The sequence below is a fragment of the Bradyrhizobium sp. CCGUVB1N3 genome (assembly GCF_024199925.1).
Lineage (GTDB): Bacteria > Pseudomonadota > Alphaproteobacteria > Rhizobiales > Xanthobacteraceae > Bradyrhizobium.
The window spans coordinates 8200974-8225363 of sequence record NZ_JANADR010000001.1; the positions used below are offsets into that span (position 1 = coordinate 8200974).

At 64.5% G+C, this 24390-nt stretch carries 24 protein-coding genes and 1 tRNA gene; 15 read left to right on the forward strand and 10 right to left on the reverse strand.

The window, feature by feature from the left end; all coding sequences use genetic code 11:
- Positions 1–682: 682 nt before the first annotated feature.
- Positions 683–1327: a DUF1521 domain-containing protein gene (locus NLM33_RS38775; RefSeq protein WP_254103651.1), complete on the forward strand. Its 645-nt coding sequence runs from the start codon at positions 683–685 to the stop codon at positions 1325–1327.
- A gap of 528 nt (positions 1328–1855) precedes the next feature.
- Here the strand turns inward: NLM33_RS38775 and NLM33_RS38780 are convergent.
- From NLM33_RS38780 to NLM33_RS38790, 3 genes are all read right to left on the reverse strand, one after another.
- Positions 1856–1930, reverse strand: a tRNA-Val gene (locus NLM33_RS38780).
- A gap of 154 nt (positions 1931–2084) precedes the next feature.
- Positions 2085–3383 carry a hypothetical protein gene (locus NLM33_RS38785; RefSeq protein WP_254103652.1) on the reverse strand — a complete coding sequence of 433 codons (1299 nt, stop codon included), beginning with the start codon at positions 3381–3383 and terminating at the stop codon, positions 2085–2087.
- A 330-nt stretch (positions 3384–3713) separates the two neighbouring features.
- Entirely contained in the window at positions 3714–4319 is a 606-nt protein-coding gene (locus tag NLM33_RS38790) for a DUF1134 domain-containing protein (protein WP_254103653.1), read from the reverse strand.
- A gap of 139 nt (positions 4320–4458) precedes the next feature.
- Here NLM33_RS38790 and NLM33_RS38795 point away from each other — a divergent pair, with 139 nt between their 5' ends.
- Positions 4459–4944: a YHS domain-containing (seleno)protein gene (locus tag NLM33_RS38795; RefSeq protein WP_254106104.1), complete on the forward strand. Its 486-nt coding sequence runs from the start codon at positions 4459–4461 to the stop codon at positions 4942–4944.
- Here the strand turns inward: NLM33_RS38795 and NLM33_RS38800 are convergent.
- Positions 4934–5767: a 3'(2'),5'-bisphosphate nucleotidase CysQ gene (locus NLM33_RS38800; protein ID WP_254103654.1), complete on the reverse strand. Its 834-nt coding sequence runs from the start codon at positions 5765–5767 to the stop codon at positions 4934–4936. The two genes, NLM33_RS38795 and NLM33_RS38800, sit on opposite strands and share 11 nt — an antisense overlap.
- Before the next feature lie 170 nt (positions 5768–5937).
- On the opposite strand from NLM33_RS38800, the gene chpT reads away from it, so the two are divergent.
- From chpT to NLM33_RS38830, 6 genes are all read left to right on the forward strand, one after another.
- The gene (gene chpT / locus NLM33_RS38805) at positions 5938–6591 is read left to right on the forward strand and encodes a histidine phosphotransferase ChpT (RefSeq protein WP_254103655.1); all 654 of its coding nucleotides are present in this window, start codon (positions 5938–5940) and stop codon (positions 6589–6591) included.
- A gap of 185 nt (positions 6592–6776) precedes the next feature.
- Positions 6777–9623, forward strand: a complete 2847-nt coding sequence (locus NLM33_RS38810; protein ID WP_254103656.1) for a hybrid sensor histidine kinase/response regulator — start codon at positions 6777–6779, stop codon at positions 9621–9623.
- A gap of 71 nt (positions 9624–9694) precedes the next feature.
- Complete coding sequence (locus tag NLM33_RS38815; RefSeq protein ID WP_254103657.1) at positions 9695–10165, forward strand: chemotaxis protein CheW; 471 nt, start codon at positions 9695–9697, stop codon at positions 10163–10165.
- Positions 10166–10235: 70 nt separating this feature from the next.
- The gene (locus tag NLM33_RS38820; RefSeq protein ID WP_007600538.1) at positions 10236–10601 is read left to right on the forward strand and encodes a PleD family two-component system response regulator; all 366 of its coding nucleotides are present in this window, start codon (positions 10236–10238) and stop codon (positions 10599–10601) included.
- A gap of 76 nt (positions 10602–10677) precedes the next feature.
- Positions 10678–11865, forward strand: a complete 1188-nt coding sequence (locus NLM33_RS38825; RefSeq protein ID WP_254103658.1) for a chemotaxis response regulator protein-glutamate methylesterase — start codon at positions 10678–10680, stop codon at positions 11863–11865.
- On the forward strand, positions 11862–12734 hold the full coding sequence (locus tag NLM33_RS38830) for a protein-glutamate O-methyltransferase CheR (RefSeq protein WP_254103659.1): 873 nt from the start codon (positions 11862–11864) through the stop codon (positions 12732–12734). The genes NLM33_RS38825 and NLM33_RS38830 overlap by 4 nt, the downstream gene beginning before the upstream one ends.
- 225 nt (positions 12735–12959) lie before the next feature.
- Here NLM33_RS38830 and NLM33_RS38835 read toward each other — a convergent pair whose 3' ends face one another.
- The 5 genes from NLM33_RS38835 to ctrA all read right to left on the reverse strand — a co-directional run bounded on the left by NLM33_RS38835 (position 12960) and on the right by ctrA (position 16157).
- Positions 12960–14120, reverse strand: a complete 1161-nt coding sequence (locus NLM33_RS38835; RefSeq protein ID WP_254103660.1) for a glutathionylspermidine synthase family protein — start codon at positions 14118–14120, stop codon at positions 12960–12962.
- An 85-nt stretch (positions 14121–14205) separates the two neighbouring features.
- Positions 14206–14433 carry a hypothetical protein gene (locus NLM33_RS38840; RefSeq protein WP_254103661.1) on the reverse strand — a complete coding sequence of 76 codons (228 nt, stop codon included), beginning with the start codon at positions 14431–14433 and terminating at the stop codon, positions 14206–14208.
- 66 nt (positions 14434–14499) lie between these two features.
- Positions 14500–14877, reverse strand: coding sequence for a hypothetical protein (locus NLM33_RS38845; RefSeq protein WP_254103662.1), 378 nt, complete (start codon positions 14875–14877; stop codon positions 14500–14502).
- A 2-nt stretch (positions 14878–14879) separates the two neighbouring features.
- The gene (locus NLM33_RS38850) at positions 14880–15284 is read right to left on the reverse strand and encodes a DUF350 domain-containing protein (protein WP_254103663.1); all 405 of its coding nucleotides are present in this window, start codon (positions 15282–15284) and stop codon (positions 14880–14882) included.
- A 171-nt stretch (positions 15285–15455) separates the two neighbouring features.
- Positions 15456–16157: a response regulator transcription factor CtrA gene (gene ctrA, locus NLM33_RS38855; RefSeq protein WP_016848562.1), complete on the reverse strand. Its 702-nt coding sequence runs from the start codon at positions 16155–16157 to the stop codon at positions 15456–15458.
- A 393-nt stretch (positions 16158–16550) separates the two neighbouring features.
- Between ctrA and fliI the strand changes: the two genes are divergently transcribed.
- From fliI to NLM33_RS38890, 7 genes are all read left to right on the forward strand, one after another.
- The gene (fliI, locus tag NLM33_RS38860) at positions 16551–17876 is read left to right on the forward strand and encodes a flagellar protein export ATPase FliI (protein WP_254103664.1); all 1326 of its coding nucleotides are present in this window, start codon (positions 16551–16553) and stop codon (positions 17874–17876) included.
- Between the two features lie 118 nt (positions 17877–17994).
- Positions 17995–18414: a flagellar export protein FliJ gene (fliJ, locus tag NLM33_RS38865; protein ID WP_254103665.1), complete on the forward strand. Its 420-nt coding sequence runs from the start codon at positions 17995–17997 to the stop codon at positions 18412–18414.
- A 185-nt stretch (positions 18415–18599) separates the two neighbouring features.
- Positions 18600–19145: a sigma-70 family RNA polymerase sigma factor gene (locus NLM33_RS38870; RefSeq protein ID WP_254103666.1), complete on the forward strand. Its 546-nt coding sequence runs from the start codon at positions 18600–18602 to the stop codon at positions 19143–19145.
- 17 nt (positions 19146–19162) lie between these two features.
- A complete protein-coding gene (locus tag NLM33_RS38875) occupies positions 19163–20134 on the forward strand; it encodes an anti-sigma factor domain-containing protein (RefSeq protein WP_254103667.1) in 972 nt (323 codons plus the stop codon).
- A gap of 215 nt (positions 20135–20349) precedes the next feature.
- Positions 20350–21309 (forward strand): AraC family transcriptional regulator, encoded by a 960-nt coding sequence (locus tag NLM33_RS38880; RefSeq protein ID WP_371930163.1) that lies wholly within the window; start codon positions 20350–20352, stop codon positions 21307–21309.
- Positions 21310–21601: 292 nt separating this feature from the next.
- A complete protein-coding gene (locus tag NLM33_RS38885) occupies positions 21602–22534 on the forward strand; it encodes a formylglycine-generating enzyme family protein (protein ID WP_254103669.1) in 933 nt (310 codons plus the stop codon).
- A gap of 63 nt (positions 22535–22597) precedes the next feature.
- Positions 22598–23821: an NAD(P)/FAD-dependent oxidoreductase gene (locus NLM33_RS38890; protein WP_254103670.1), complete on the forward strand. Its 1224-nt coding sequence runs from the start codon at positions 22598–22600 to the stop codon at positions 23819–23821.
- A gap of 332 nt (positions 23822–24153) precedes the next feature.
- On the opposite strand, the gene NLM33_RS38895 is transcribed toward NLM33_RS38890, so the two are convergent.
- On the reverse strand, positions 24154–24354 hold the full coding sequence (locus NLM33_RS38895) for a hypothetical protein (RefSeq protein WP_254106105.1): 201 nt from the start codon (positions 24352–24354) through the stop codon (positions 24154–24156).
- Positions 24355–24390: the final 36 nt, after the last annotated feature.

Consider the following 24390-nt stretch of genomic DNA (forward strand, 5'->3'; position numbering starts at 1 on the left):
GGTGGCGCTCGTGGCTCGGCCGAAGTCAGCGGTCTCGCTCAGTCCTTGTTGAGGCTGTCGGACGGGTCGCGTCCACAGCCATTACGTGCGACGCGTTAGGAAGACCCGAATGTCGTTTTGCTTACGTGACGGGCCCAACGTTGCCGTGTATGGCGCGCCACCAATGGTGAAATTCGTCTGCTGCCGGTCCTCGTTCGGCAACACGCCCATGTAGTGCATGCCCCGCATGAGCTCCACAGGCGCACGTCGGTCGGGTGGTAACGAAAGCTGAGATGCTAGTCGGTCGTTGCTCATCGTCAGCTTTTCGACAGGTACTACGGGTAGAGTTCCTGCGAGTTGGATGCGCGCGATATGAACGTGCCGGGGAGCTCGGATGAGAGAGGTAGGGTCGCCTCATCTCATCAAGGCTGGTGTCGTTGGCAACGAGAAACATGGTGCGCCCGCCACGGGCGGGCGAACGGTGCTTTCGGAAGATTTCGTGAGTAATGTGCCCGGTTGATTATGCGCGTGGCGCTCGCAATCTGCCGCTTACTTCAATGCAAAAGGACTTCAATGCAACAGGAGTGAATTACAATGGTGTATCTTCCCGTGACCGGTCTTCCCGTGGTCGGTGCTTTCGATGCGGCGACGAGTAATTTGGTGCCGGAAGGCGCGGCCGCCAATACCACGTTCAAATACGTTGTTGGAGCGGTATGCCGGCGGTGTTCCGGCGGGCACCTACCAGTACCAGAGTCAACCGCCTTTGCCGGATCCGGTGTGGACGCATGAGGTCAAGGATGGCAAGGCCACGATCAACCTTGGCGACAAGTACACGATCACAGCCAAGGAGAAGGACGGCACCTGGATGGTTCGTAACAACGAGACCGGCCATGTCATGAAGATCCACGGCGATCCTCACGTCGATGCCAATGGCGACGGCAGGGACGATTTCGATTTCAAGAAAGACATGACCCCGCAGCTCGATGACGGCACAAAGATCACCGTGAACACCGTCGATTACGGTAAAGGCAAAGCCATCTCCTCAAAGCTTACGATTACGAACGGCGACAACGCCATGGTTATCGAGGGGCTCGCTGACGACAAGGATGGCAAAGACAATCTGAAGGTGACGCAGTCCAACGCTGGGCGGACTCTCGATCAGTTGACGCCCGATGGCTCGCAGACAATCCATGAGGAAAATCAGGGGTGGGTCGACGGCTGCGGACGCGAGGTGAATCAGGCGATTATCCACCACAATGAGAACCCTGACGCACCGCCAGATCTTAAGACGCTGATGCGTGATATGATGATCGAGAGCATGATCGGTCGCCATGGGCGGTTGGCCTGAGGTTCGATCCAAGTCCGTTCGTTAGTCATGGAAGCGGGCGCTTGCGCCCGCCTTTTTCATCCTCCGCGCAAGAGTTGGTGGATGAAGGCAGGGTGCGGCGGCGCATCTACCATTATCGCCGCTCTCACATCGTTGATGATCTCGGCTGTCAGTGCTCTAGGAGCCTGTCCGAGTAGTCCCTGTTCAATTGGGTGGGAGACCGACACATCTGCGAGCCAATCGCCATAGACGACCCATGCATGCCCGTCCCAATCGAGGTTCGACTCCGAGAACAGCTCTTTGCCATCGAACCTCCTTGTCTTCGCCGAAGATGCGTTTGTCGCCAGTGTAAAGCGAACGGGCCACGACGTAGCCGCGCTGCGAACCGAGCCTCTCGAGCGCCAGTGAATACAACGCGCTCATCCGGACGCACTGGCCCGACATTTCGCCGGTCATCAACTGTGCCGAAGTGCCCCAGTTGTGCCCCGGCTTTTCTGGGGCACACATCCAGGGAATCAATTCACTAAGTGGTTGATGATCAAGGCCTAATGGTGGGCGCACAAGGGATCGAACCTTGGACCTCTCCCGTGTGAAGGGAACGCTCTCCCGCTGAGCTATGCGCCCGGGACCATTGTGCCGGTCAGGCACTTGGCCGACCGGCACGTCAGAGCCCGCGATTTAGAAGTGCGGGCCAGAGGTGTCAAGTTTTCAGGCGGCATCAGGCCGGAAAACTGTCCGTGGATCTCGCAAATCGCTACGAAAATCGCCTTTTGGCCACCTATGCGCCCTGCTGGCGGGCGCGGGAGGCGTGGGCCTGGAGCGCGCGGATGCGCTCGGCGAGCGTGCCGCCGCCCTCGGGCAGGCTGGTCGCGGCCGCGCCGTTCGTCGTGGCGCCGTTGGCCGGGCGAGGGGCGGGCTTCGGCGCCTGGCCTGCTTCGGCCGCGAGCAGCGCCTCGATCGGCGAGTTCGGGCCTTCGAGCTGCATCGCGAGCTTGGCCACCTCGGCGGCGATGTCGTTGATGCGCTCGCGCAGCAGCGCGTTCTCCATGCGCTCGGTCGCCCAGGAGCTCTCGGCCTGCTGCTGGATCGCGTTGATGTCGCGCTGAAGTTTTGCGCGCTCGTCGCGCGCGAGCTTGAGCTGCTCCTCGAGCGCGGCCTTCTCGCTGCGCAGCGCCTCCAGCGCCGGCGATTTGTTGCCCGCGCTCAAGCCTGTGATCTCGGTGTGCAGCTCCTTGATGGTGCGCTCGGCCGTCTCCTGGCCCTGGCGGAGCTGGTTGTTCTCGTAATCGCGCTCGGCGAGCAGCTTGCCTTGCGTTGCGAGCCGTCCCTCGAGATCGGTCACGCGGCCGGACAGCATCTCGGCCTCCTTGACCTGCACGATGAGCTGGCGGTCGAGCTCGGTGACGCGCTGGTTCAGATTCTCGACGCGCCCGCGCGCGTCGCCAAGCTCGCGTGAGGCGGTCTCGGAGTCCGAGCGCTCCTGCGTCAGGCGCGCCTGCGTCGAGGCAAACTCCTTCTCGGCGTCGCCCACCCGATTTTTCAGTTGCTCGATCTGCGCACGTACCGCGACCAGCTCGACCTGGCGGCTTTCCGCCATCATCGAACGGTCGGAGAGCTCATGGTTGATCTTGGCGAGCTCGCCCTGTTTGTCAGTCAGCGCCTGCTCGGCGGTGCGCAAGCTTTCTGTCTTGGCGTTGAACTCCTCCTCGGTGGCGCGGAGCTGCTCCTTCACCGCCTTCTCGCGCGCCTCCAGGGCGAAGATCGTGGCGTTCTTCTCGCCAAGCTCGATCTTCATGCGGTTGATGGCGTCGCTCTTCTTGCCGAGCTCGGCAAGCTGGCTCGTGGTCTTGTTCTTGAGCTGATCGACGCTCATCTCCAGCCGCCGCGCGGACATGGCGAATTCGGCGCGGAGCTGGTCCTTGTCGGCCTGGATCTCCGCCATCGACAGCGGCGTTGCCGCCTCGAGCCGGCGCGTGGTCAGGCGCACCGCGCGGTTATGCACCAACGGCACGATCGCGAGCCCGCACAGCATCGAGAGCAGGAAACCGATCGCAAGGTACATGATCGGTTCGACCATGGGCCAAGACTCCCAGAGACAAGGAAAAATTTACCAAAGACCATGCCATGGCGGGCCGGCAAAAAGCCAGCCCCGGCCCGTCGTTAACGTGAATCGATAACCGAAAAAGGAGGGGCGCGTCGGGACGCGACGGCTCCCCCGCTGGCGGAAAAGCAGCTCGCAACGGCTCCATCCATCCCCCGCGCGCCGCGATGATGCGGTGATGCAGCTGATTTCCCCGACGCGTCAAACGGTTCCGCACGATGCGCAAGGCATCGCGCCGGCGGTCACCGGCTACTTTGCATGGGGTTGTTTTCGACATTTTTGTCGAAGGCCCCCGGTTAAGGTTCGCTAGAACGGGTTCCAGGTCGCGCGCGGGGTGTATTTCAGGTAGCCGATATTGGCCCCGAGCCGCAGACCGATGCCGGACCGGATCGGCACCAGCACGATGTTGTTGGCGGTCAGTGCCGTCATGCCGAAGCCGCCGATGATGTAGGCGGAGCCGTCGATGCCGGCGAAGCGCTGGTAGATCGCGTTGGTGGCGGGCAGGTTGTAGACCAGCGTCATGGTGCGCGCGCCGTCGCCGCCCCAGTCGAAGCCGAGCGAGGGTCCCTGCCAGAAGACCCGCAAGTCCCCGGCATTCTTGGTGTAGAGCGTGCCTTCGCCATAACGCAGGCCCGCGACGAAGGCGCCGGAACCTTCCTCACCCAGGATGTAGCCGTTCGGCAGGCCCCATTGGCTGACCGCCTTCTCGATGATCGAGGCGAGCCCGCGCGAGACGTTGCCGAAGAAACGGTGGCCGGCGCCGACGAGCTCGTCCGGCCCATAGGTGTTCGGCGTCGGGGTCCGCTGCGGCGGCGGCAGGTTTGGCGGCGGCGCCTGCTGTGCGGAGGCCGGCACGATCCAGCCCACCAGCGCGGCAAGCGCGACCGCGGCGAGGCGTGATGCGAAAGTCATAAAAGAACCCCTGGTATCGAATCCGATCGCACCCTTAACCAGACGCCAACAGGCGAGGGCTAGGGTTGCGCCGAATGTCCCCTCGACTCGGATGTTATCCGCAGCAACTATGACGGCACAACGGCAGGAAGATAGCCCTCTGCGCCCCGGAATTGCCTTGATCGGCCCCTGGATTGCGCTTTTGGCCGGCCTTTGGTTCACTTTTCATGTGCCAGCCGCCGAGGCCGCCACCACCGAGCGGATCGTGGTCAACCGCTTTTCGGGGGTGGCCATCGAGGGGTTCGACCCCGTAGCCTATTTCGTCGATGGCGGGCCCGCCCAGGGCACGGCCGAGTTCGAGGCAAGCCAGTGGGGGGCGGTCTGGCGATTCCGCAACGAGGGCAACCGGGCCGAGTTTTTGGCCCATCCCGAAGTCTATGGACCGCAGTTCGGCGGTTATGATCCCACCGATATCGCCCGCGGCGTCGTCGTTGCCGGCAATCCTCGCTTCTTCGTGATCTCGGCCCAGCGGCTCTATCTGTTCAGCCGGGAGGACAGTCGCGACGCCTTTGCCGCCAATCCCGACCGTTTCCTTTACGAGGTCGGCAAGCGCTGGCCCGCGCTGCAGGAGCAGCTCAGCCAGTAGGGAAGCAGGCGCCTTGCGGGTCGCCCCAGGCGATGAACTCCGGCACGATGAAGTTTTCGCGATTCTCGCCAAACCGGATTTCGCCACCATTGCCGTCGGTGACCTTGCCGCCGGCGGCGGTGACCACGGCACAGCCGGCCCCGACGTCCCATTCTGAGGTCGGGCCGAGGCGGGGATAGATGTCGGCGCTGCCCTCGGCGATGCGGCCGAATTTGACGGCCGAGCCCGCCGTCTGCCTGACCGCACCGGGCCGGCCGGTAATGAAGGCTTCGCTCCTGGCATCGCCATGCGAGCGGCTGACCGCGGCGACCCAGGGCTCACCCGGCTTCGGCAGCTTTCGGGTCCGGATCGGCTCGGCGCTCCCGATGATAGCGCCATCAAACCTCACCCGCTCCGCGCCGCGCCCGACGATGCCGCGCCAGAGCAGGCCAAGCGCGGGCGCGCTGACGATGCCGAGCAGAGGCACGCCGTCGGTGATGATGGCGAGATTGACGGTGAACTCGTCGCGGCCGGCGACGAACTCCTTGGTGCCATCAAGCGGATCGACCAGGAAGAAACTGCCCTGAAACGGCGGCGTCGCAAGCTGAGCCCGCTCTTCCGACAGCGTCGGCACGTCGGGCGCGAGCTGCAAGAGCCCCTCGCCAATGATGCGGTCGGCGGCGAGGTCCGCTTCGGTGACCGGAGAGCCGTCCTGCTTGCCATCGACCCGCATCGCGGCCCGATTGACGGCCAGGATCGCTTCGCCCGCCTTCAGCGCCAGCGCAGTCAACGGCTCCATCAGGCGCGCGGCAGCCGCCCCGTCAATGCGTCCCTTCACCTGCATGCCTCATTCATCGGCCACCTCTTTCGCCTCAAATTGATTCGCGTCCTTATGGCCGCTTCGAGCCTATCGCAAGCGCTAGCTGCAACGGGGGTACGAATGTTAGAACCCGGGCCAATTTTAGCGCACGCGTGATTCGCCGCCTTTCGGCCGCGCAATTCCAGGAACCATCGATGTCTGGCACCTCGTCACCCGGTACCGCTACTGCTCCCGATATGCTCGAACTCGCGGCGCTTCTGTGCTCGCGGGTCTGTCACGACCTCATCAGCCCTGTCGGCGCCATCGTCAACGGCCTCGAGGTTCTCGATGACGATCCCAAGCCCGAGGATCGTGAATTCGCGCTGGATTTGATCCGCAAGAGCGCCAAGACGGCATCAGCGCGGCTGCAATTCTGCCGGCTCGCCTTCGGCGCGGCCGGATCGTCCGGCGCGCAGATCGATCTCGGTGACGCGCAAAACATGGCGCGCGGCCACATCGAGGACGGCAAGTGCACGATCACCTGGAATCTGCCGCGGCTGCTATTGCCGAAGAACCGCGTCAAGCTGCTGCTCAACATGCTCGTGATCGCGCAGCATACGATCCCGCGCGGCGGCATGCTGAAGGTCGATCCGATCGGCGACGGCGAGACCATGAGCTTTCGTGTCACCGCCACTGGACACAATGCGCGCCTGCCGCAGAACATCGCCGAGCTCCTGAGCGGCGAGCGTGGACCTGCCGCGGACGCGCATGCGATCCAGCCTTATTATACGCGGCTGCTGGCGCAGGCCTGCGGGCTCACCGTGAAGCTCGCGCCGGAGGGCGAGGCGATAACCGTTACGGCTTCGTAAACGGCAACCGCACAGCACTCGTTAATCAAAGCTTTACAAGGCGCTTCGAAATCTTCGGAGCGCCTTATCTCTTTGTTGGTTCCGTTCTTTTGCACTTACTCAACCAATATTAAACGCTTTGCGGAGAAGCTGGCCCCATTCCGAAAGGCGCACATGTGCGCCCTCCCTTATGAAGGCCTGTTTTCATGGATGATCTGTTGCGGGAGTTTTTGACGGAGACCAGCGAGAGCCTGGACACCGTCGACAATCAGCTGGTGAAGTTCGAGCAGGAGCCGAACAACGCCAAGATCCTGGATAACATCTTCCGCCTGGTTCACACCATCAAGGGGACGTGCGGCTTTCTGGGATTGCCGCGGCTCGAAGCGCTGGCGCATGCCGGTGAGACGCTGATGGGCAAATTCCGCGACGGCATGCCGGTGACCGCCGAGGCGGTGACGGTGATCCTGTCGTCGATCGACCGCATCAAGGAGATTCTGGCCGGGCTCGAGGCGACCGAAGCCGAGCCCGAGGGCACCGACCGCGACCTCATCGACAAGCTGGAAGCGATGGTCGAGCAGGGCATGGCGGCGATGTCAGCGTCGGCGCAGCCGATCGCGTCAGCGTCGGCGCAGCCGATGCCGGCGGCCGGTAGCGCTGCGCCCGTTGCCGAAGCCCCGCCGCTGGTGCCGGAAGCCCCTGTTGCGGCTGCGCCCGCGCCCGCAAAAGAGATGACCACGGGTTCGCTGATCGACCAGACGCTGGAGCGCCCGTTGCGTCCGGGCGAGGTGTCGCTGGACGAGCTCGAGCGCGCCTTCCGCGAGACCGCGATCGAAGCGCCTGCGCCTGCTGCCAAGGCCGCGCCTGTTGCTGAAGCTCCGGCGCCTGTCGCCAAGGAAGCGGCCAAGGAAGCCGTCAAGGACGCCAAGGCGCCCAAGGAGAAGGCCGCGCCGAAGAAGTCGATGGCCGACGAGGGGGCCAGCGAAGGCGACCGCGTCGCCAACCAGTCGATCCGCGTCAACGTGGATACGCTGGAGCATCTGATGACCATGGTCTCCGAGCTGGTCCTGACCCGCAACCAGCTTCTGGAGATCTCCCGCCGCAACGAGGACACCGAGTTCAAGGTGCCGTTGCAGCGGCTGTCCAACGTCACCGCCGAGCTGCAGGAAGGCGTCATGAAGACGCGCATGCAGCCGATCGGCAATGCCTGGCAGAAGCTGCCGCGCATCGTCCGCGATCTCTCGAGCGAACTCGGCAAGCAGATCGAGCTGGAGATGCACGGCGCCGACACCGAGCTCGACCGCCAGGTGCTCGACCTGATCAAGGACCCGCTCACCCATATGGTGCGCAACTCCGCCGACCATGGCCTGGAGACCCCGGCCGAGCGCACGGCGAGCGGCAAGGGCGAGCAGGGCACCATTCGGCTGTCCGCCTATCACGAGGGCGGCCACATCATCATCTGCATCGCCGACAACGGCAGAGGCCTCAACACCGAGAAGATCAAGGCCAAGGCGCTCTCGAGCGGTCTCGTCACCGAGGCCGAGCTGGAGAAGATGAGCGAAGCCCAGATCCACAAGTTCATCTTCGCGCCGGGCTTCTCGACCGCGGCCGCCATCACCTCGGTCTCGGGCCGCGGCGTCGGCATGGACGTGGTGCGCACCAATATCGACCAGATCGGCGGCACCATCGACATCAAGTCGGTTGCCGGTGAAGGCTCGTCCGTCACCATCAAGATCCCGCTGACGCTCGCCATCGTCTCCGCGCTGATCGTGGAGGCCGCCGGCGACCGCTTTGCCATCCCGCAGCTCTCGGTGGTCGAGCTGGTGCGGGCCCGTGCCAACTCCGAGCACCGCATCGAGCGCATCAAGGACACCGCGGTCTTGAGGCTCCGCAACAAGCTGCTGCCGCTGATCCACCTCAAGAAGCTCCTCAAGATCGACGACGGCGCGGCCTCCGATCCCGAGAACGGCTTTATCGTGGTCACCCAGGTCGGCAGCCAGACCTTCGGCATCGTGGTCGACGGCGTGTTCCACACCGAAGAAATCGTGGTCAAGCCGATGTCCACCAAGCTGCGCCACATCGACATGTTCTCGGGCAATACGATCCTGGGCGATGGCGCCGTCATCATGATCATCGACCCCAACGGCATTGCCAAGGCGCTCGGCGCCTCCGGCTCCTCGGCCCATGACATGACCGACGAGAATGCCGGCCATCACATCGGAAGTGGCGAGCAGACCACCTCGCTGCTGGTGTTCCGCGCCGGCTCCAGCCAGCCCAAGGCGGTCCCGCTCGGCCTCGTCACGCGCCTGGAGGAGCTGCCGGCCGACAAGATCGAGTTCAGCAACGGCCGTTACATGGTGCAGTACCGCGAGCAGCTGATGCCGCTGGTCGCCATCGAGGGCGTCACCATCGCCGCCCAGGGCGCCCAGCCGATCCTGGTGTTTGCCGATGACGGCCGCTCCATGGGCCTCGTCGTCGACGAGATCATCGACATCGTCGAGGAGCGCCTCAACATCGAGGTCGGCGGCTCCAGCGCCGGCATTTTGGGCTCGGCCGTGATCAAGGGCCAGGCCACCGAGGTGATCGACGTCGGCCACTTCCTGCCGATGGCGTTCGCCGACTGGTTCACCCGCAAGGAGATGAAGCCGTCGATGGCCTCGCAGTCGGTGCTGCTGGTCGACGACTCGGCCTTCTTCCGCAACATGCTGGCGCCGGTGCTGAAGGCGGCCGGCTACCGCGTCCGTACCGCGCCGACCGCGCAGGAGGGCCTGGCTGCGCTGCGCGCGCAGAGCTTCGACGTCGTGCTGACCGACATCGAGATGCCCGACATGAACGGGTTCGAGTTCGCCGAAACGATCCGCTCCGACCACAATCTCGGCGCGATGCCGATCATCGGGCTCTCGGCGCTGGTCTCGCCGGCGGCGATCGAGCGCGGCCGGCAGGCCGGCTTCCACGACTATGTCGCCAAGTTCGACCGTCCCGGTCTGATCGCGGCGCTGAAGGAACAGACGGCAGGTGCCGCCGGCGCCTCCGAGCTGAGCCGGGCGGCGGCGTAGAGCATGATCCGGAAAAGTGTGAAGCGGTTTTCCGACAAGATCATACTCATAAAGAACCAGGGGAAACACAGATGAGCAGCAAGACGCAAAGCAGCGAAGGCGCCATGGTCGAATACGTCACCGCGATGATCGGCGGCCAGCTGTTCGGCCTGCCGATCTCGCGCGTCCAGGACGTGTTCATGCCCGAGCGCGTCACCCGCGTTCCCCTGGCCTCGCGCGAGATCGCGGGGGTCTTGAACCTGCGCGGCCGCATCGTCACCGTCGTCGACATGCGCGCCCGCCTCGGCCTGCCGCGGCCCGAGGACGGCAAGGTGCCGATGGCGGTCGGCGTCGACCTGCGCGGCGAGTCCTATGGCCTCCTGATCGACACGATCGGCGAAGTGCTGCGCCTGCCCGTGGACGGCAAAGAGGAAAACCCCGTCAACCTCGACCCCCGCATGGCCAAGCTCGCCGGCGGCGTCCACCGCCTCGACGGCCAGCTCATGGTCGTCCTCGACGTCGATCGCGTCCTCGAGCTCGCGCCTGAAATGATGGCGGCCTGAGACGACGGTCGGCCCGCCGACCGACCTGCAATTGGAAGTGTCCCCTCGGGGACGGGAAGTAGAGGCTCACATGAGAACTTGTCTCGTCGTTGATGACTCCAGTGTCATCCGCAAGGTTGCGCGCCGCATCCTGGAAGGCCTCGACTTCCAGATCCTCGAAGCCGAGGATGGCGAGAAGGCGCTGGAAGCCTGCAAGCGCGGGCTGCCCGATGCCGTGCTGCTCGACTGGAACATGCCGGTCATGGACGGCTACGAATTCCTCGGCCATCTGCGCCGCATGCCCGGCGGCGACCAGCCAAAGGTGGTGTTTTGCACCACCGAGAACGACGTCGCGCATATCGCGCGCGCGCTGCATGCCGGTGCCAACGAATACATCATGAAGCCGTTCGACAAGGACATCGTGACGGCGAAGTTCCAGGAAGTCGGCTTGATCTGACCGTGCTGCCCGAGGGCTGAACGGATCCTTCGGCGTTTGTTTTCAACTGAACCGTTTCAGTCTGAGTTGGTGAGTAATGAGTGTTGCGTTCGCTGGAAGTTCGACCGTCAGTCTGTCGCGGGAAGGGCCACTGCGCGTGATGATCGTCGACGATTCCGTCGTCATCCGCGGTCTGATCTCGCGCTGGATCGGCGCCGAGCACGACATGGAGGTCGCGGCCTCCCTGCGTACCGGACTTGAGGCGGTCAACCAGCTCGAACGCATCAACCCCGATGTCGCCGTGCTCGACATCGAAATGCCCGAACTCGATGGCCTCTCGGCGCTGCCGCAGCTTCTGGCCAAGAAGCGCGACCTCGTCATCATCATGGCCTCCACGCTGACCCGCCGTAACGCGGAGATCAGCTTCAAGGCGCTGTCGCTGGGTGCGGCCGACTACATTCCGAAGCCGGAATCGACCCGCGAGGCCTCCGCCGCCGACATCTTCCATCACGACCTGATCCAGAAGATCCGTCATCTCGGCGCGCGACTGCGCAGGAAGTCGCCGATCGCAAGCCCGTCGCTCGCACCCGCGAGCCCGGCTCCGCTTGCGCGCGAGCCCGCCGCGCGTCCTGCGGCGCCAGCGCCGGCCGCACCGGCGGCCTCCGCCGCCTCGCTCGTCAAACGCTCGTTCTCGACGCAGGCCCCGAAGGTGCTGTTGATCGGCTCCTCGACCGGCGGGCCGCAGGCGCTGATGTCGCTGGTGACCGAACTCGGTCCGGTGATCGATCGCTTCCCGGTGCTCATTACGCAGCACATGCCGCCGACGTTCACCACCATTCTCGCCGAGCATCTGGCGCGTTCGAGCCGCAGGCCCGCGCATGAGGCAATCGATGGCGAGGCGGTGAAGCCGGGCCAGATCTATCTCGCGCCGGGCGGCAAGCACATGCGCGTGGTGCGGAGCGGGGCTGAGGCCGCGATCGCGCTCGACGATGGACCTGCGGTGAACTTCTGCAAGCCTGCGGTCGATCCGCTCTTCACCTCCGCCATCGACCTCTGGCATGGCGGCATTCTGGCGGTGATCCTGACCGGCATGGGCTCGGACGGCATGCGTGGCGGCAAGGACATCGTCGCTGCCGGTGGCAGCGTGATTGCGCAGGACGAAGCGACCAGCGTGGTGTGGGGCATGCCGGGTGCGGCCGCGAATGCCGGCATCTGCGCCGCGATCCTGCCGCTCAATCAGATTGCGCCGAAGGTCAATCGGCTGTTCTCGGGAGACCGCTCGTGACGCCGATGGATTATGAATATCTGCGCAAGTTCCTGAAGGAGCGTTCGGGTCTCGATCTCTCCGCCGACAAGACGTACCTGGTCGAGAGCCGGCTGATGCCGCTCGCGCGCAAGGCGGGCCTTACCGCAATTCCCGATCTCGTGCAGAAGATCAAGACTGGCGACGGCAAGCTTGCGACCGACGTGGTCGAGGCGATGACCACCAATGAGACCTTCTTCTTCCGCGACAAGGTTCCGTTCGATCATCTGCGCGATACCATCCTGCCGGGCCTGATCCAGGCGCGCGCGGCACGCAAGTCGCTCCGCATCTGGTCGGCGGCGTCGTCGACCGGGCAGGAGCCCTATTCGATCGCGATGTGCCTGAAGGAGAAGGGCGCCGCGCTCGCCGGCTGGCGCATCGAGATCGTCGCGACCGATCTGTCGCAGGAGGTGCTGGAGAAATCCAAGGCCGGCGTCTACAGCCAGTTCGAGGTGCAGCGCGGCCTGCCGATCCAGTTGCTGGTGAAATACTTCACCCAGTCCGGCGACATCTGGCAGCTCAATGCCGACGTCCGCTCCATGGTACAGTTCCGCCAGCTCAACCTGCTCCAGGATTTCTCGCATCTCGGCACGTTCGATGTCATCTTCTGCCGCAACGTGCTGATCTATTTCGATCAGGACACCAAGGCGGTGATCTTCGAACGCATGGCGAAGAGCCTGGAAGGCGACGGTACGCTGCTGCTCGGCGCGGCTGAATCCGTCGTAGGCATCACCGACGCCTTCCGCCCCGTCGCCGACCGCCGCGGCCTCTACCAGATCAATCCGGCGCGCGGCGCACGTCCGGCCGGTGCGCCGATGCTCGCAGGCATGAGGATCGCCGCGGCGCGGTGATCTGCTCGTTTTCCCTTCTCCCCTTGCGGGAGAAGGTGGCATAGGCGGCCTTCGGCCGCCGTTCTTAAGAAAGCCGATGCTACGCATCGGCTATGGCGCCGGATGAGGGATTGCTTCCGCGCGCACTGCAAGAGTTGCTCTCGCGGAGAGAGACCCCTCACCCGTCTCGCCGCTATCGCGGCGAGCCACCCTCTCCCGCAAGGTGAGAGGGTAAGAATGTCCGCTTCACAAAATCGCGTGCGGCAAAAATCGCGAGCTGTTGCCGGTGATCGGGCTTTCGTCCTCACGAATTGACAATCCGCAGGGCTCGTGGTTGACGAGCCAGCTTCCGACCACGGGATAGAAGCCGGAAAAATTCGGCAGTGGCGAGAGCGCCTGGCGGACAAAACCTTCGGCGCCGTAGGGGCCCGCGTGCTCGTCGAGCGGGACGCCGCCTGAGACCAGCGTGACGTTGGCGCCTTCGCGCGACAGCAGCGGCTTGCGCACGTAGGAGCCGCCAAGCTCGGCTGCGCGCGGGTCATCCTCGAAGAAGGCCGGCAGCAGGTTGGGATGGTTCGGAAACATCTCCCATAGCAGCGGCAGGATGCCCTTGTTGGAAAGCACCGCCTTCCACGGCGGCTCGATCCAGCGCGTCGGTGCCTCCTTGAGCTTGGCGCCGAAGGCATCGTGGAACATCCATTCCCAGGGGTAGAGCTTGAAGGCGAGCGCGATGTCGCGGTCGTCGCAGTCGACGAAGCCGCCGCCTTTGTCGCGCCAGCCGATCTCCTCGATGTCGAGCAGCGTGGTCGATAGCCCCGCTTGCCGCGCGGTGTCTTCGAGATAGGCGAGCGTGCCGGCGTCTTCTTCGCTGCCGGTCGTGCCGGTGAGATGCAGATGCCGGCTTGAGGCGATTGTCCTCCAGGCTTCGATCAGCCGCTCATGAATGGAGTTGAACTGGTCTGCGCGCGCCGGGATGATGCGCCGCTCGATCGCCTGTTCGAGCCAGGTCCATTGAAACACCGCGGCCTCGAAGATCGAGGTCGGGGTATCGGCGTTGTATTCGAGCAGCTTGGCCGGCGACTTGCCGTCAAATTTCAGGTCGAGCCGGCCGTAGAGGCTGCGGTCGTCGCGCTCCCAGCTATCGGCGATCAGGTCCCAGAAGGCTTCCGGAATCTTCAACCGTTGCAGATGCTGCTCGTCACTGATGACGCGGCCAGCGAGCTCGAGGCACATCGCGTCAATCTCGCCGGTCGGCGTTTCGATCGCGCGTTCGATCTCGTCGAGCGTGAAGGCGTAGTAGGCGCGCTCATCCCAGTAGCGCTCACCATCGATGGTATGGAAGTCGAAGCCGCATTGCTGCGCGGTTTGCTCCCAGTCGTCGCGCTCGGAACAGACGATGCGCTGCATGCTATTTCCTGCGCATGATCTCCGCGCAAACGCGTTCCGCGTTTGTCGCGAGGGAAAACTGGCGCCCACTTTTCCGGATCATGCGCTAGCCGCCGCCGTGGCCATGACCATGACCGCCATGTCCGTGGACGACATGCAGCGTGCCGCCGAAGCCGCCATAGGTGGCGGGCCGGCAATAGGGTTGTCCGTCGAGGCCGGGAACGGCCGTCATTCCAGGTCCGCAGTCATAGGGCCGCCGCACAAATCCCATCGAGACCGCGCCGACCGCGGCACTGCCCATCAAGGTGAGCACGACCCGTCGCGAACGTTTCATGTCGCTTCCTCCCCACGCCAGTTAAGCAGACCGGCCAAAGGCGGTGAATTCAAAAACTTGGCAAGCTCAGCCGCCGCCCGAAAAGCCGAACGCATGCGCGAACGAGCCGAAGCCGCCCCGCGTCACGCCACCGGAGCTGGACGAGCCCCCCGATGAGGAATGGCTGGAGGAGTCGCTGCTGGAGAAGCTCGATCGCGATGACCAATGACCGCCGCCGCCGCCGCCAGACGAGCCTCGGCTGGTGCAGGCCGTATTGGGTTGCGTCTGCGCGGGCGGATCGCAGTTCTGCCGCGGCATCAGCGTGTAGGCGGTCGTGCCGACTGCGATCGTGCCCATCACCAGCAGCGCGACATGGCCAGAGCGCTTGACCGGCTCCTTCGGCGGCAGCGCCAAAGGCTGTGGCCGACGCTTGCCGAATTCCTTGTTGGGGCGCTTCTCGGCCATGGTCAGTAGATCATGCAGGCGGCATTCAAGAGGCCTGCAGCGAGCGAGGACAGGCCGAGCCAGATCGCAGGCGCCATGTCGCCCGCGGCGATCCGCGCCGACAAATTCGGCACCGGGATCTTCACGACATAGAACACGACGACCTGGATGATCAGTGCGATCAACGCCCAGATCAGACAATACACCACATTGGCCGAATGTGCGATGGCGCTGAACAGCGGTGCGACGAAGCCGAGCAGGCTCAGGCCCAGCGCGATCGCGGCGGCCGGATCATTGTCGCGGATGAGCTGGAATTCGTTGTGCGGGGTGATGCGGGTGTAGACGAACAGATAGGCCACGATCGCCACCAGCCCGGTGCAGAAATAGACGAGAAAGGCCGGCAGGCCAGCAAGCGATTGCAGGATCATCGTTCCCCCGGGTGTCACGCCACCATTCGTCGGCGGGCGGAGGATAGCGGTTCAACGGTTAGAGGGGGATGAAGCTCTATCCGTGTCCTTCAAAAACGAAAACCCCGCCATTTGCGGCGGGGTCCAGTCGGGGAGGAGCGAGCCTTGTGAAGCTCGCGGCAGAAGGAAGGATCAGGCGGGGATGCGCTCGTCGGCCTCGTGCGGCTCGCGCAGCACGTAGCCGCGGCCCCAGACGGTCTCGATGAAGTTGCGGCCTTCGGAGGCGTTGGCGAGCTTCTTGCGGAGCTTGCAGATGAAGACGTCGATGATCTTCAGCTCGGGCTCGTCCATACCGCCATAGAGGTGGTTGAGGAACATTTCCTTGGTGAGGGTCGTGCCCTTGCGGAGCGAGAGCAGCTCCAGCATCTGGTATTCCTTGCCGGTCAGATGCACGCGCTGGCCGCCGACTTCCACCGTCTTGGTGTCGAGGTTGACGACGAGGTCGCCGGTCTGGATGACCGACTGGGCATGGCCCTTGGAGCGGCGCACGATCGCGTGGATGCGGGCCACCAGCTCGTCCTTGTGGAAGGGCTTGGTCATGTAGTCGTCGGCGCCGACGCCGAGACCCTTGACCTTGTCCTCGATGCCGGCGAGGCCGGAGAGGATCAGAATCGGTGTCTTGATCTTGGAGACCCGGAGCTGCTTGAGCACGTCGTAGCCGGACATGTCGGGCAGGTTGAGGTCGAGAAGAATAATGTCGTAATCGTATAGCTTACCGAGATCGACGCCTTCTTCCCCCAGGTCGGTCGTATAGACGTTGAAGCTTTCAGACTTCAGCATCAGCTCGATCGACTGCGCGACGGCGCTGTCATCTTCTATCAGCAAAACGCGCATGCCAGTTCCCCATAGTCGCCGCTCCGGGCGTCAGGTCGGCCGCATTCGCGGCACTCAACAAAACGCCTTTGAACAACTGATTCGGATCCTGACGTCACATGGTTAACAAAGTCTGATTCTGGAACGCAAGACCTCACGGTGCAATTTTTGTCGAATCGCCCTAAGATATTGCGCAGAAGCAGTTTTCGTCACCTGGTTCCGTTCAAGTTCCACTTTAAGAGACGGGCCTAACCGACTCTCGCGACTCCCCTTCTTCTGTCGGGCAGGCGCTCAGTCACAAAGACAGTGACGCAATGATTAATGATGCGGGTAAACACGAAGTTAAGCGCCGTTCAGAAATGTGGCGAAATTTAAGGGTTTCGTCATGAAGGGGCCGCAGATGGAGGCCGGATCATGAAGGCGCTTGCCGAGCAGATCGGCGACATCGACGGCGTCAATATATACGGCCGCGTCGTCGGCGTGCGCGGCCTCATGGTCGAGGTCGCCGGTCCCATTCACGCAATGTCGGTCGGTGCGCGGCTCGTGATCGAGACCGGCGCGAACCGTTTCATTCCCTGCGAGGTGATCGGCTTTTCCGGCAACAACGCTGTCGTGATGCCGTTCGCCGGCCTCGAAGGCGTGCGTCGAGGCTGCAAGGCTGTGATCGCGAATGCCGCCAACCAGGTACGGCCGTCGGCGGCCTGGCTCGGCCGTGTCGTCAATGCGCTGGGCGAGCCGATCGACGGCAAGGGGCCGCTGCTGCAGGGCACCTCGCCAATGCCGTTCCGCAATTTGCCGCCGCCGGCGCATTCGAGGAAGCGCGTGGGTAGCCCGCTCGATCTCGGCGTGCGCGCGCTCAACACGTTTCTGACCTGCTGCCGCGGCCAGCGCATGGGCATCTTTGCCGGCTCCGGCGTCGGTAAATCCGTGCTGTTGTCGATGCTCGCGCGCAACGTCGACGCCGACGTCAGCGTCATCGGCCTGATCGGCGAACGCGGCCGCGAGGTGCAGGAATTCTTGCAGGACGACCTTGGTGAAGAGGGCCTGGCGCGCTCCGTCGTCGTGGTCGCGACGTCAGACGAGCCGGCGCTGATGCGGCGGCAGGCGGCGTATCTGACGCTTGCGATCGCCGAGTATTTTCGCGACGAGGATCAGGACGTGCTCTGCCTGATGGACTCGGTGACGCGCTTTGCCATGGCCCAGCGCGAGATCGGCCTCTCCGCCGGCGAGCCGCCGACCGCCAAGGGCTATACGCCGACCGTCTTCACCGAGCTGCCGAAGCTCCTGGAGCGCGCGGGTCCCGGCATGGGGGTAGGTGCCATCACCGCGATCTTCACGGTGCTGGTCGACGGCGACGACCATAACGAGCCGATCGCGGATGCCGTCCGCGGCATCCTCGACGGTCACATCGTGATGCAGCGCTCGATCGCCGAGCGCGGGCGTTACCCCGCCATCAACATCCTCAAATCGGTCTCCCGCACCATGCCGAAATCGGCCGACCCGCAGTTCTGGCCGACCATTCAGAAGGCCCGCCAGGTGATGGCGACCTATGCCGACATGGAGGAACTGATCCGGCTGGGCGCCTACCGGGCGGGGTCCAGCCCCGAGGTCGACGAGGCGATCCGGCTCCACGAGCCGCTGGAGGCCTTCCTGCGCCAGCGCAAGGACGAAAGGGCCGGTTTGGCGGACGGCTACCGCCAGTTGGCGCAAATCCTCCAGAATTTGGAAACGGAACGCTAACTTTGTCAGGCCATCATCCGCTCCACAGAGTAGCAGAGCCGGTCGGGGCCCAATTCGGGATCGGGGAGACCGGTGTTGTCCCACGTGCAGCTAGGGGACTTCTGGGGAGTACGAGTCGATGAAGTCACGTGAAACGCTCATTCGCCTGAAGAAATTTCAGGTCGACGAGAAGCGCCGCAGAGTCACCCAGATCGAGAGCATGATCGCGGACTTCCAGCGCATGTCCGTCGATCTCGAGCGCGAGATTCTGACCGAGCAGGAGCGCGCCGGGATCAACGATCCCTCGCATTTCGCCTATCCGACCTATGCCAAGGCCGCGATCCAGCGCCGCGAGAACCTGACCCGCTCGGCCGACGAGCTGAGGGGCCAGCTCGAAGAGGCCAAGGCGGCGCTCGCCGAGGCTTTTGAGGAATTGAAGAAGGTCGAGCTCCTGGACGAGCGCGACCAGGCGCGCGAGCGCGCCGAGGAGAGCGCCCGCGAGCAGGCCGACCTCGACAGCATCGGCCTGATGCGCGCCCGCATGGGCGCCATCGCCTAAGGCTCTCAAAGCCCCACAGCCAGCGAGTTGCGTGAGCCCGGCCCCCAAAGGGTCCGGGTTTTTCGCGTGTGATGTCCACAGCGTGGCGTCCGGCCCCCTTGGTGGCGGGCTTTGCTGCGCGCTAAGGTGGTGGGGTTGCAGGGGCCTCGCGGGAAGCGACGGGGCGGCGCGCGTTGGGGGACTGAATGCTGACGCCAGCAGATCTGGTCTGGCTGATCGCAGCGGTGGCGAAGGGCGACGAGGCGGCCTTCGAGCGCCTCTACGGCGCCACGCGCGCGAAACTCTATGGCGTCGTGCTCCGTATCTTGCGCCGACAGGATCTCGCAGAGGAGGTCATTCAGGAGACCTACGTCAAGATCTGGAACAACGCGGGCCAGTTCAATCCGGCGCGGTCCTCGCCGATCACGTGGATGGCGTCGATCGCGCGCAACCGCGCCATCGACCTGGTGCGCAAGAAGACCGAAGCCTCGATCGAGGAGGAGCCTCAGGCGATGGAGGTTGCCGCCGACAGCCCCGATCCGCTCGCGCGGCGCGAGATGACGGAGGAGTTGAAGCGGCTCCTGGAATGCGTCGGGAGGCTCGAGCCGGACCGCCAGAAGCTCGTACTTCTCGCCTATTACAACGGCTGGAGCCGCGAGCAGCTGGCGGAGAAGTTTTCCGCGCCCGTCAACACGGTGAAGACGTGGCTGAGGCGCAGCATGATGGATATCCGGGAGTGCCTTGGATTGTGAGGCTTGGGTTGTAATTGATGGCCTACACTGACGACCATATCGCGCTCGCCGCGGAATATGCGCTCGGTACACTCGATGCCGACGAGCGCGCGCAGGTCGAGACCATGATGGCGGTGGACAAGGAGTTCGCCGGCCTCGTGCAGGCCTGGCAACTCCGGCTGGGCGTGTTGAACCAGATGGTCGGCTCGGTCGAGCCGCGGCCGATCGTGTGGGAAAACATCAAGGCCGCGATCGGGCCGATGCGGGCAACAGAGGAACCGCAGGCGCCGCCTGAGGCGCCGACGTCTCTCCTGTCGGAGGTGCCAGGGCCGCCGGCCGAGCCGGAAGCTGCGTCCGACATCGCGCCGCAATTCGTGCCGCAGGTCCATGCGCCCGATTTCACCCTCTCGCAGGTGCCGATCGTCGACGACACCAACGTCATCTATCTCGAAAGCCGCGTGAAGCGCTGGCGCAGCATCGCTTCCGGCCTCAGTGCGCTTGCCGCCGCGCTCTTTGTGGTGCTGTCGCTTCAAATCCTGCGGCCCGATGCGCTGCCCGGGGCGCTGCGTCCCGCGCTGCGGATTCAGACCGTCGAGGTGAAGACGCCTGCCGCGCCGCTTACGCCGTCATCGCAATATGTCGCGCTGTTGCAGGGGCAGGGCGGCGGCCCCGCCTTCATCCTCACCATCGATGGTGCGACCAAGAATTTCACGGTGCGTAAAGTGGGCGCCACACCGGAGCCGGGCAAGAGCTTTGAGCTCTGGCTGATCTCCGACAAGCTGCCGCGCCCGCGCTCGCTCGGGGTGATCAACAATGGCGACTTCACCGCGCGCCCGGTGCTTGCCGGCTATGATGCCGACGTCATCAATGCCGCCACCTACGCCGTCACCGTCGAGCCCGCCGGCGGCTCGCCCAGCGGCCAGCCGACATCCGCGCCGGTGTTTTCCGGCAAGCTGATCGAGACCGTGCCGCCGTCCCAGCCGCAGGCCCCCGCGGGCGCCAAGAAGTAGACGCGCGAGCGCGTCCTCCAAACCCGCAATGGCTGTGCCCGTAGTTCTCCGGGCCCGCGACGTCGCCATAGTCCATCAATCCGTCGCATTACGACAATTCGGTCGGACTCCGACGTCCCATTTGAACCTCCTTCCGTTTCACTGCGTCAAATTCGCGCAATTGGGCAGTGCCGGCGCAGTTCGCGCCGGAGTGAAGGGGCGAGAGATATCGAATGCTGGATCCAGCGAAGCCGCCGGGCATCTTCATTCATCAGTATACGGGGCTGCCGCGCGGCCCGGCGTTCGAGCACTGGCGCGAGCGGGCTTTCGGATCGTGCGGGCTCGACGTCGCGCCGAGCCGCGGCGACAGCATCGATTGCCGCCTGCAGGTCAGCCTAGTCGGCAATATCGCGCTCGGGATTCCCGAGGGCGCATCTGCGCAGTTCTCGCGCACTCAAGGCGGCCTCGCCGACGGCTGCGACGATCTCGTGCTGATCTCGGCGCATTCGGGTCTCGTCCGCGTCCAGCAGAACGGTCACACGTTCGAGCTTGCGCCTTCGCAGATGGTGCTTGCTGATCTCAGCGTCACCGGCAACGTCGGCCATACCGAGCAGGATCGTTTCACCACCATCCGCATGCCGCGCCGCGCGCTGCTCGAGATCAATCCGCGCGCCGAGGAGAAGATCTCGCAACTCCTGTCCGACGGCGCGGTCGCCGAAACCATCACGCGCTATCATGCGCTCGCCGCCAATCATGCGCCGCATCTCGATGCGGTCGGCCAGCGCCTCACCGCGCAGCACATGGTCGATCTCATCGGCCTCCTGCTCGGCACCGATGCCGAGCACGCAGCGCTTGCTCGCGGCCGCGGCCACGCTGCCGCGCGCCTCGACCTGATGCGTGCCGACGTGATGTCTGCGCTCGGCCGCAACGATCTCAGCCTGTCGGAAGTCGCCGGACGCTCGGGTCTGAGCCCGCGTCAGGCGCAGCGCCTGTTCGAGCAGGCGGGCACCACCTTCACCGAATTCGTGCTCGAGCAGCGCCTCCTGCTCGCGCGAAAGCTGCTGCAGGATCCGCGATCGCGCGCACGCAAGATCAGCGACATCGCGCATTCATCGGGCTTTGCGGATCTGTCCTATTTCAACCGCGCCTTCCGCAAGCGGTTCGGGTCGACTCCATCGGAGCTGCGCGAGGCGTAATCGCGGCGATCTCTGCAATCATGTCGTGAATTCGCCGCGGGCGCACGCCGCGCGTGAAGTTGAGACGTTTTGTCGCCGTCAAAGGCGGCAAAGCGCTCCATGGCGAAGCTGCTTTCACGCGTCGCGAAACACGCCTGAAACATTCACCTCGCATCATCATCAGATTGACGAGAACCGCGGCGGCGCTTTTCGCGCGCTATCGTGCCGATCGCCGGCGAGCTTTGCCGGTATTCGGAGCACGTTTTTGAAGAAGTCATTTTGAAGGTCACACTGACGTGACCGGGAGGGTCTCATGGGCGGGTTCATTGACCGGCCGTTTGCCCTGTTTGTCTTGCTGATGTCCGCTCTTTCGGCGCCGCTCGCGTCGGCGCAAACCATTGAGCAGGCTCCTACCAGCCTGGCGTTGGCGAGCACGGACGCGGCTATCCTCGACATGCGTCTGTCAAAGCCGCTGTCGCGCGGCGAGGAAGCGGCGCTCAGGCCCAAGGATCGTTTCAGGGAATGCGCGCATTGCCCCGAGATGGTGGTCGTTCCCGACGGCAGCTTCATGATGGGTGCGAGCGCAAGCGAGATGGGCAGCACCGAGGACGAGCGGCCGCAACACCAGGTGACGGTGCTGCGCTTCGCTGCGGGACGGTGGCCCGTCAGCGTCGACGAATGGAACGCCTGCGTGGCCGCAAGAGCGTGCAGTCCTCATCCGACCGAACCGGCCGAGCACGAGCGCGATCCCGTGACCGGCATCCTCTGGCAGGAGGCCGGCCACTACGTGCAGTGGCTGTCGCGATCGACGGGCCGTCCCTATCGGCTCCTGAGCGAAGCCGAGCGCGAATATGCCGCGCGCGGCGGGACGACCACCGCCTTCTGGTGGGGCGATGGCCCCGATCCGCATCTCGCCGACATCGCAGCCGCCAATCTGGTTGCCGACATCGGCATCGTGACGATCGCGACCACGGCATCCGCGCCGCCCTCGGCGAATCCCTTTGGCCTCTTCGAGGTCCATGGCGGCGTCTACGACTGGGTCGAGGATTGCTGGCACGACAACTATGTCGGCGCGCCGAATGACGGCTCGGCGTGGATCGCGGATGATTGCAAAGGCCACGTCCTGCGCGGCGGCGCCTTCGGCCGCGCGCTCCAGACCCGCCGCTCCGCCGCGCGTCTCTGGTTTGGTCCGCCGAACCGGATGAGCTATATGAGTGTACGCGTAGCGCGGACGCTGGCGCCGTAGGCTGCGCGGATACGAGTTGGGCAACAGGACTTTCGCAGCAGGACTCTCGCAGCAGGACTTGGAATGGCGCGTGTCGTTGTGCTCGGTGCCGGGTTCGCGGGGCTTTGGGCCGCCATCGGCGCTGCGCGCAAGCGAGACGAGATCGGGGCGGCCGGGCGCGACATCGAGATCCTCGTCGTTGACCGCAACCCGTATCACAACATCCGCGTCCGCAATTACGAGGTCGATCTCAGCAAGGTCGCGCTTCCGTTGTCGCAGCTTCTCGATCCCATTGGTGTCGGTCACAGGCTCGGCGACGTCGAAGCCATCGACGTCGGACGAGGCAACGTCACCATCACCGCGAATGGCGCGCACGAGAGCATCGCCTATGACCGGCTGGTGCTGGCGCTCGGCAGCGCGGTGCCGCGGCCGGATATTCCGGGTCTCGCCGAGAGCGCCTTCGACGTTGATACGTATGTGGCTGCAGCCCGGCTCGAGAACCATCTCGTCGCGCTCGGCCGCAGAGCGCCGGCGCCGGAGCGAACGACGGTCGTGGTGGTTGGCGCGGGCTTCACCGGGATCGAGGTCGCGGCCGAGATGCCGGACCGTCTCGCGCGGGCCGGCGTCGCCGGCGGCCGCGTCATCCTCGTCGATCCGAACCCGGTCGTCGGTGCGACAATCGGCGAGCATGCCCGTCCCGTTATCAACGAGGCGCTCGCAGCGCTCGATGTCGAGACCCGTCTCGGCGTGCGGGTCGAGGCAATGGATGCGGCGGGCATCCGTTTGAGCTCCGGCGAAGTCGTTCCGACGCAGACGGTGATCTGGTGCGCCGGCATGCGCGCAAGCCCGCTCGCCGCGATGCTGCCGGTCGAAAGGGACCGTCTGGGGCGCATCCTGGTCGACCCCTTCATGCGGATCGCCGATCTCGCCCATATCTTCGCGGCTGGCGACATCGCGTCGAGCGTGGTCGACGGGCTGCATCCGACCGTGATGTCCTGCCAGTTCGCGCGTCCCATGGGCCGCTTCGCCGGCTACAACGTGATCGCCGATCTCACAGGTGAACCGCTGCTGCCGCTGCGGATCGATTGGTACGTGACGGTGCTCGATCTCGGCGGCTGGGGCGCGCTCTATACTGAAGGCTGGGACCGAGAGGTGCGCACGACAGGGGCCGCGGCGAAAGCGACGAAGCAGATCATCAATCACCAGCGCATCTATCCGCCGCTCACAGGCAAGAAAGAAGATTTGTTCGCTGCTGCTGCACCGACAGTGCAGGCGCCTCCGCCGAGGAAAGCGAGCGGGTCGCAATGACGAGTTTGGGGCAAGTGCCATCCACGTTCTCAACTGTCATCGCCCGCGAAAGCGGGCGATCCAGTATTCCAGAGCCGGTGATGGGATACGGAGAAGCTGCGGGGTACTGGATTCCCCGCCTCCGCGGGGAATGACAGCGGTTGTGGGGGACAAGCGGAGCGCGCTGCGATCGTCAACCGCCAGGCAATCACGACCCCAGACATGAGAAAGCGCCCGTGGGGGGCGGGCGCTTTCTGTAGTCGACTTGGGGTTGGGGTCGTCTACATATCCACATGGCGACTTTGGGGGGCTGGTAAAGAGCCACGTGAATTCCTGAATTCCGTCAAATCTCCTCAGCGAACCAGTGAAGCGTTCGTGCTGGTGACTACAACCGGCTTGCCGGCCTTGATGACGCGAGCGGTCTGGGTCATGCCGTCATCGGAACCCGATCGCGCCGTGATGCCGAGGCCCGCCACTGCGATACCAGCGACGAGGGCGACCACCACGATCTTGAGGTGGGTCGACCGATCCGCGCTGTAGATCGAGTGGTTCATGGAAGCCTCCTGCCGCCATCTACCGAAGTAGTCGCC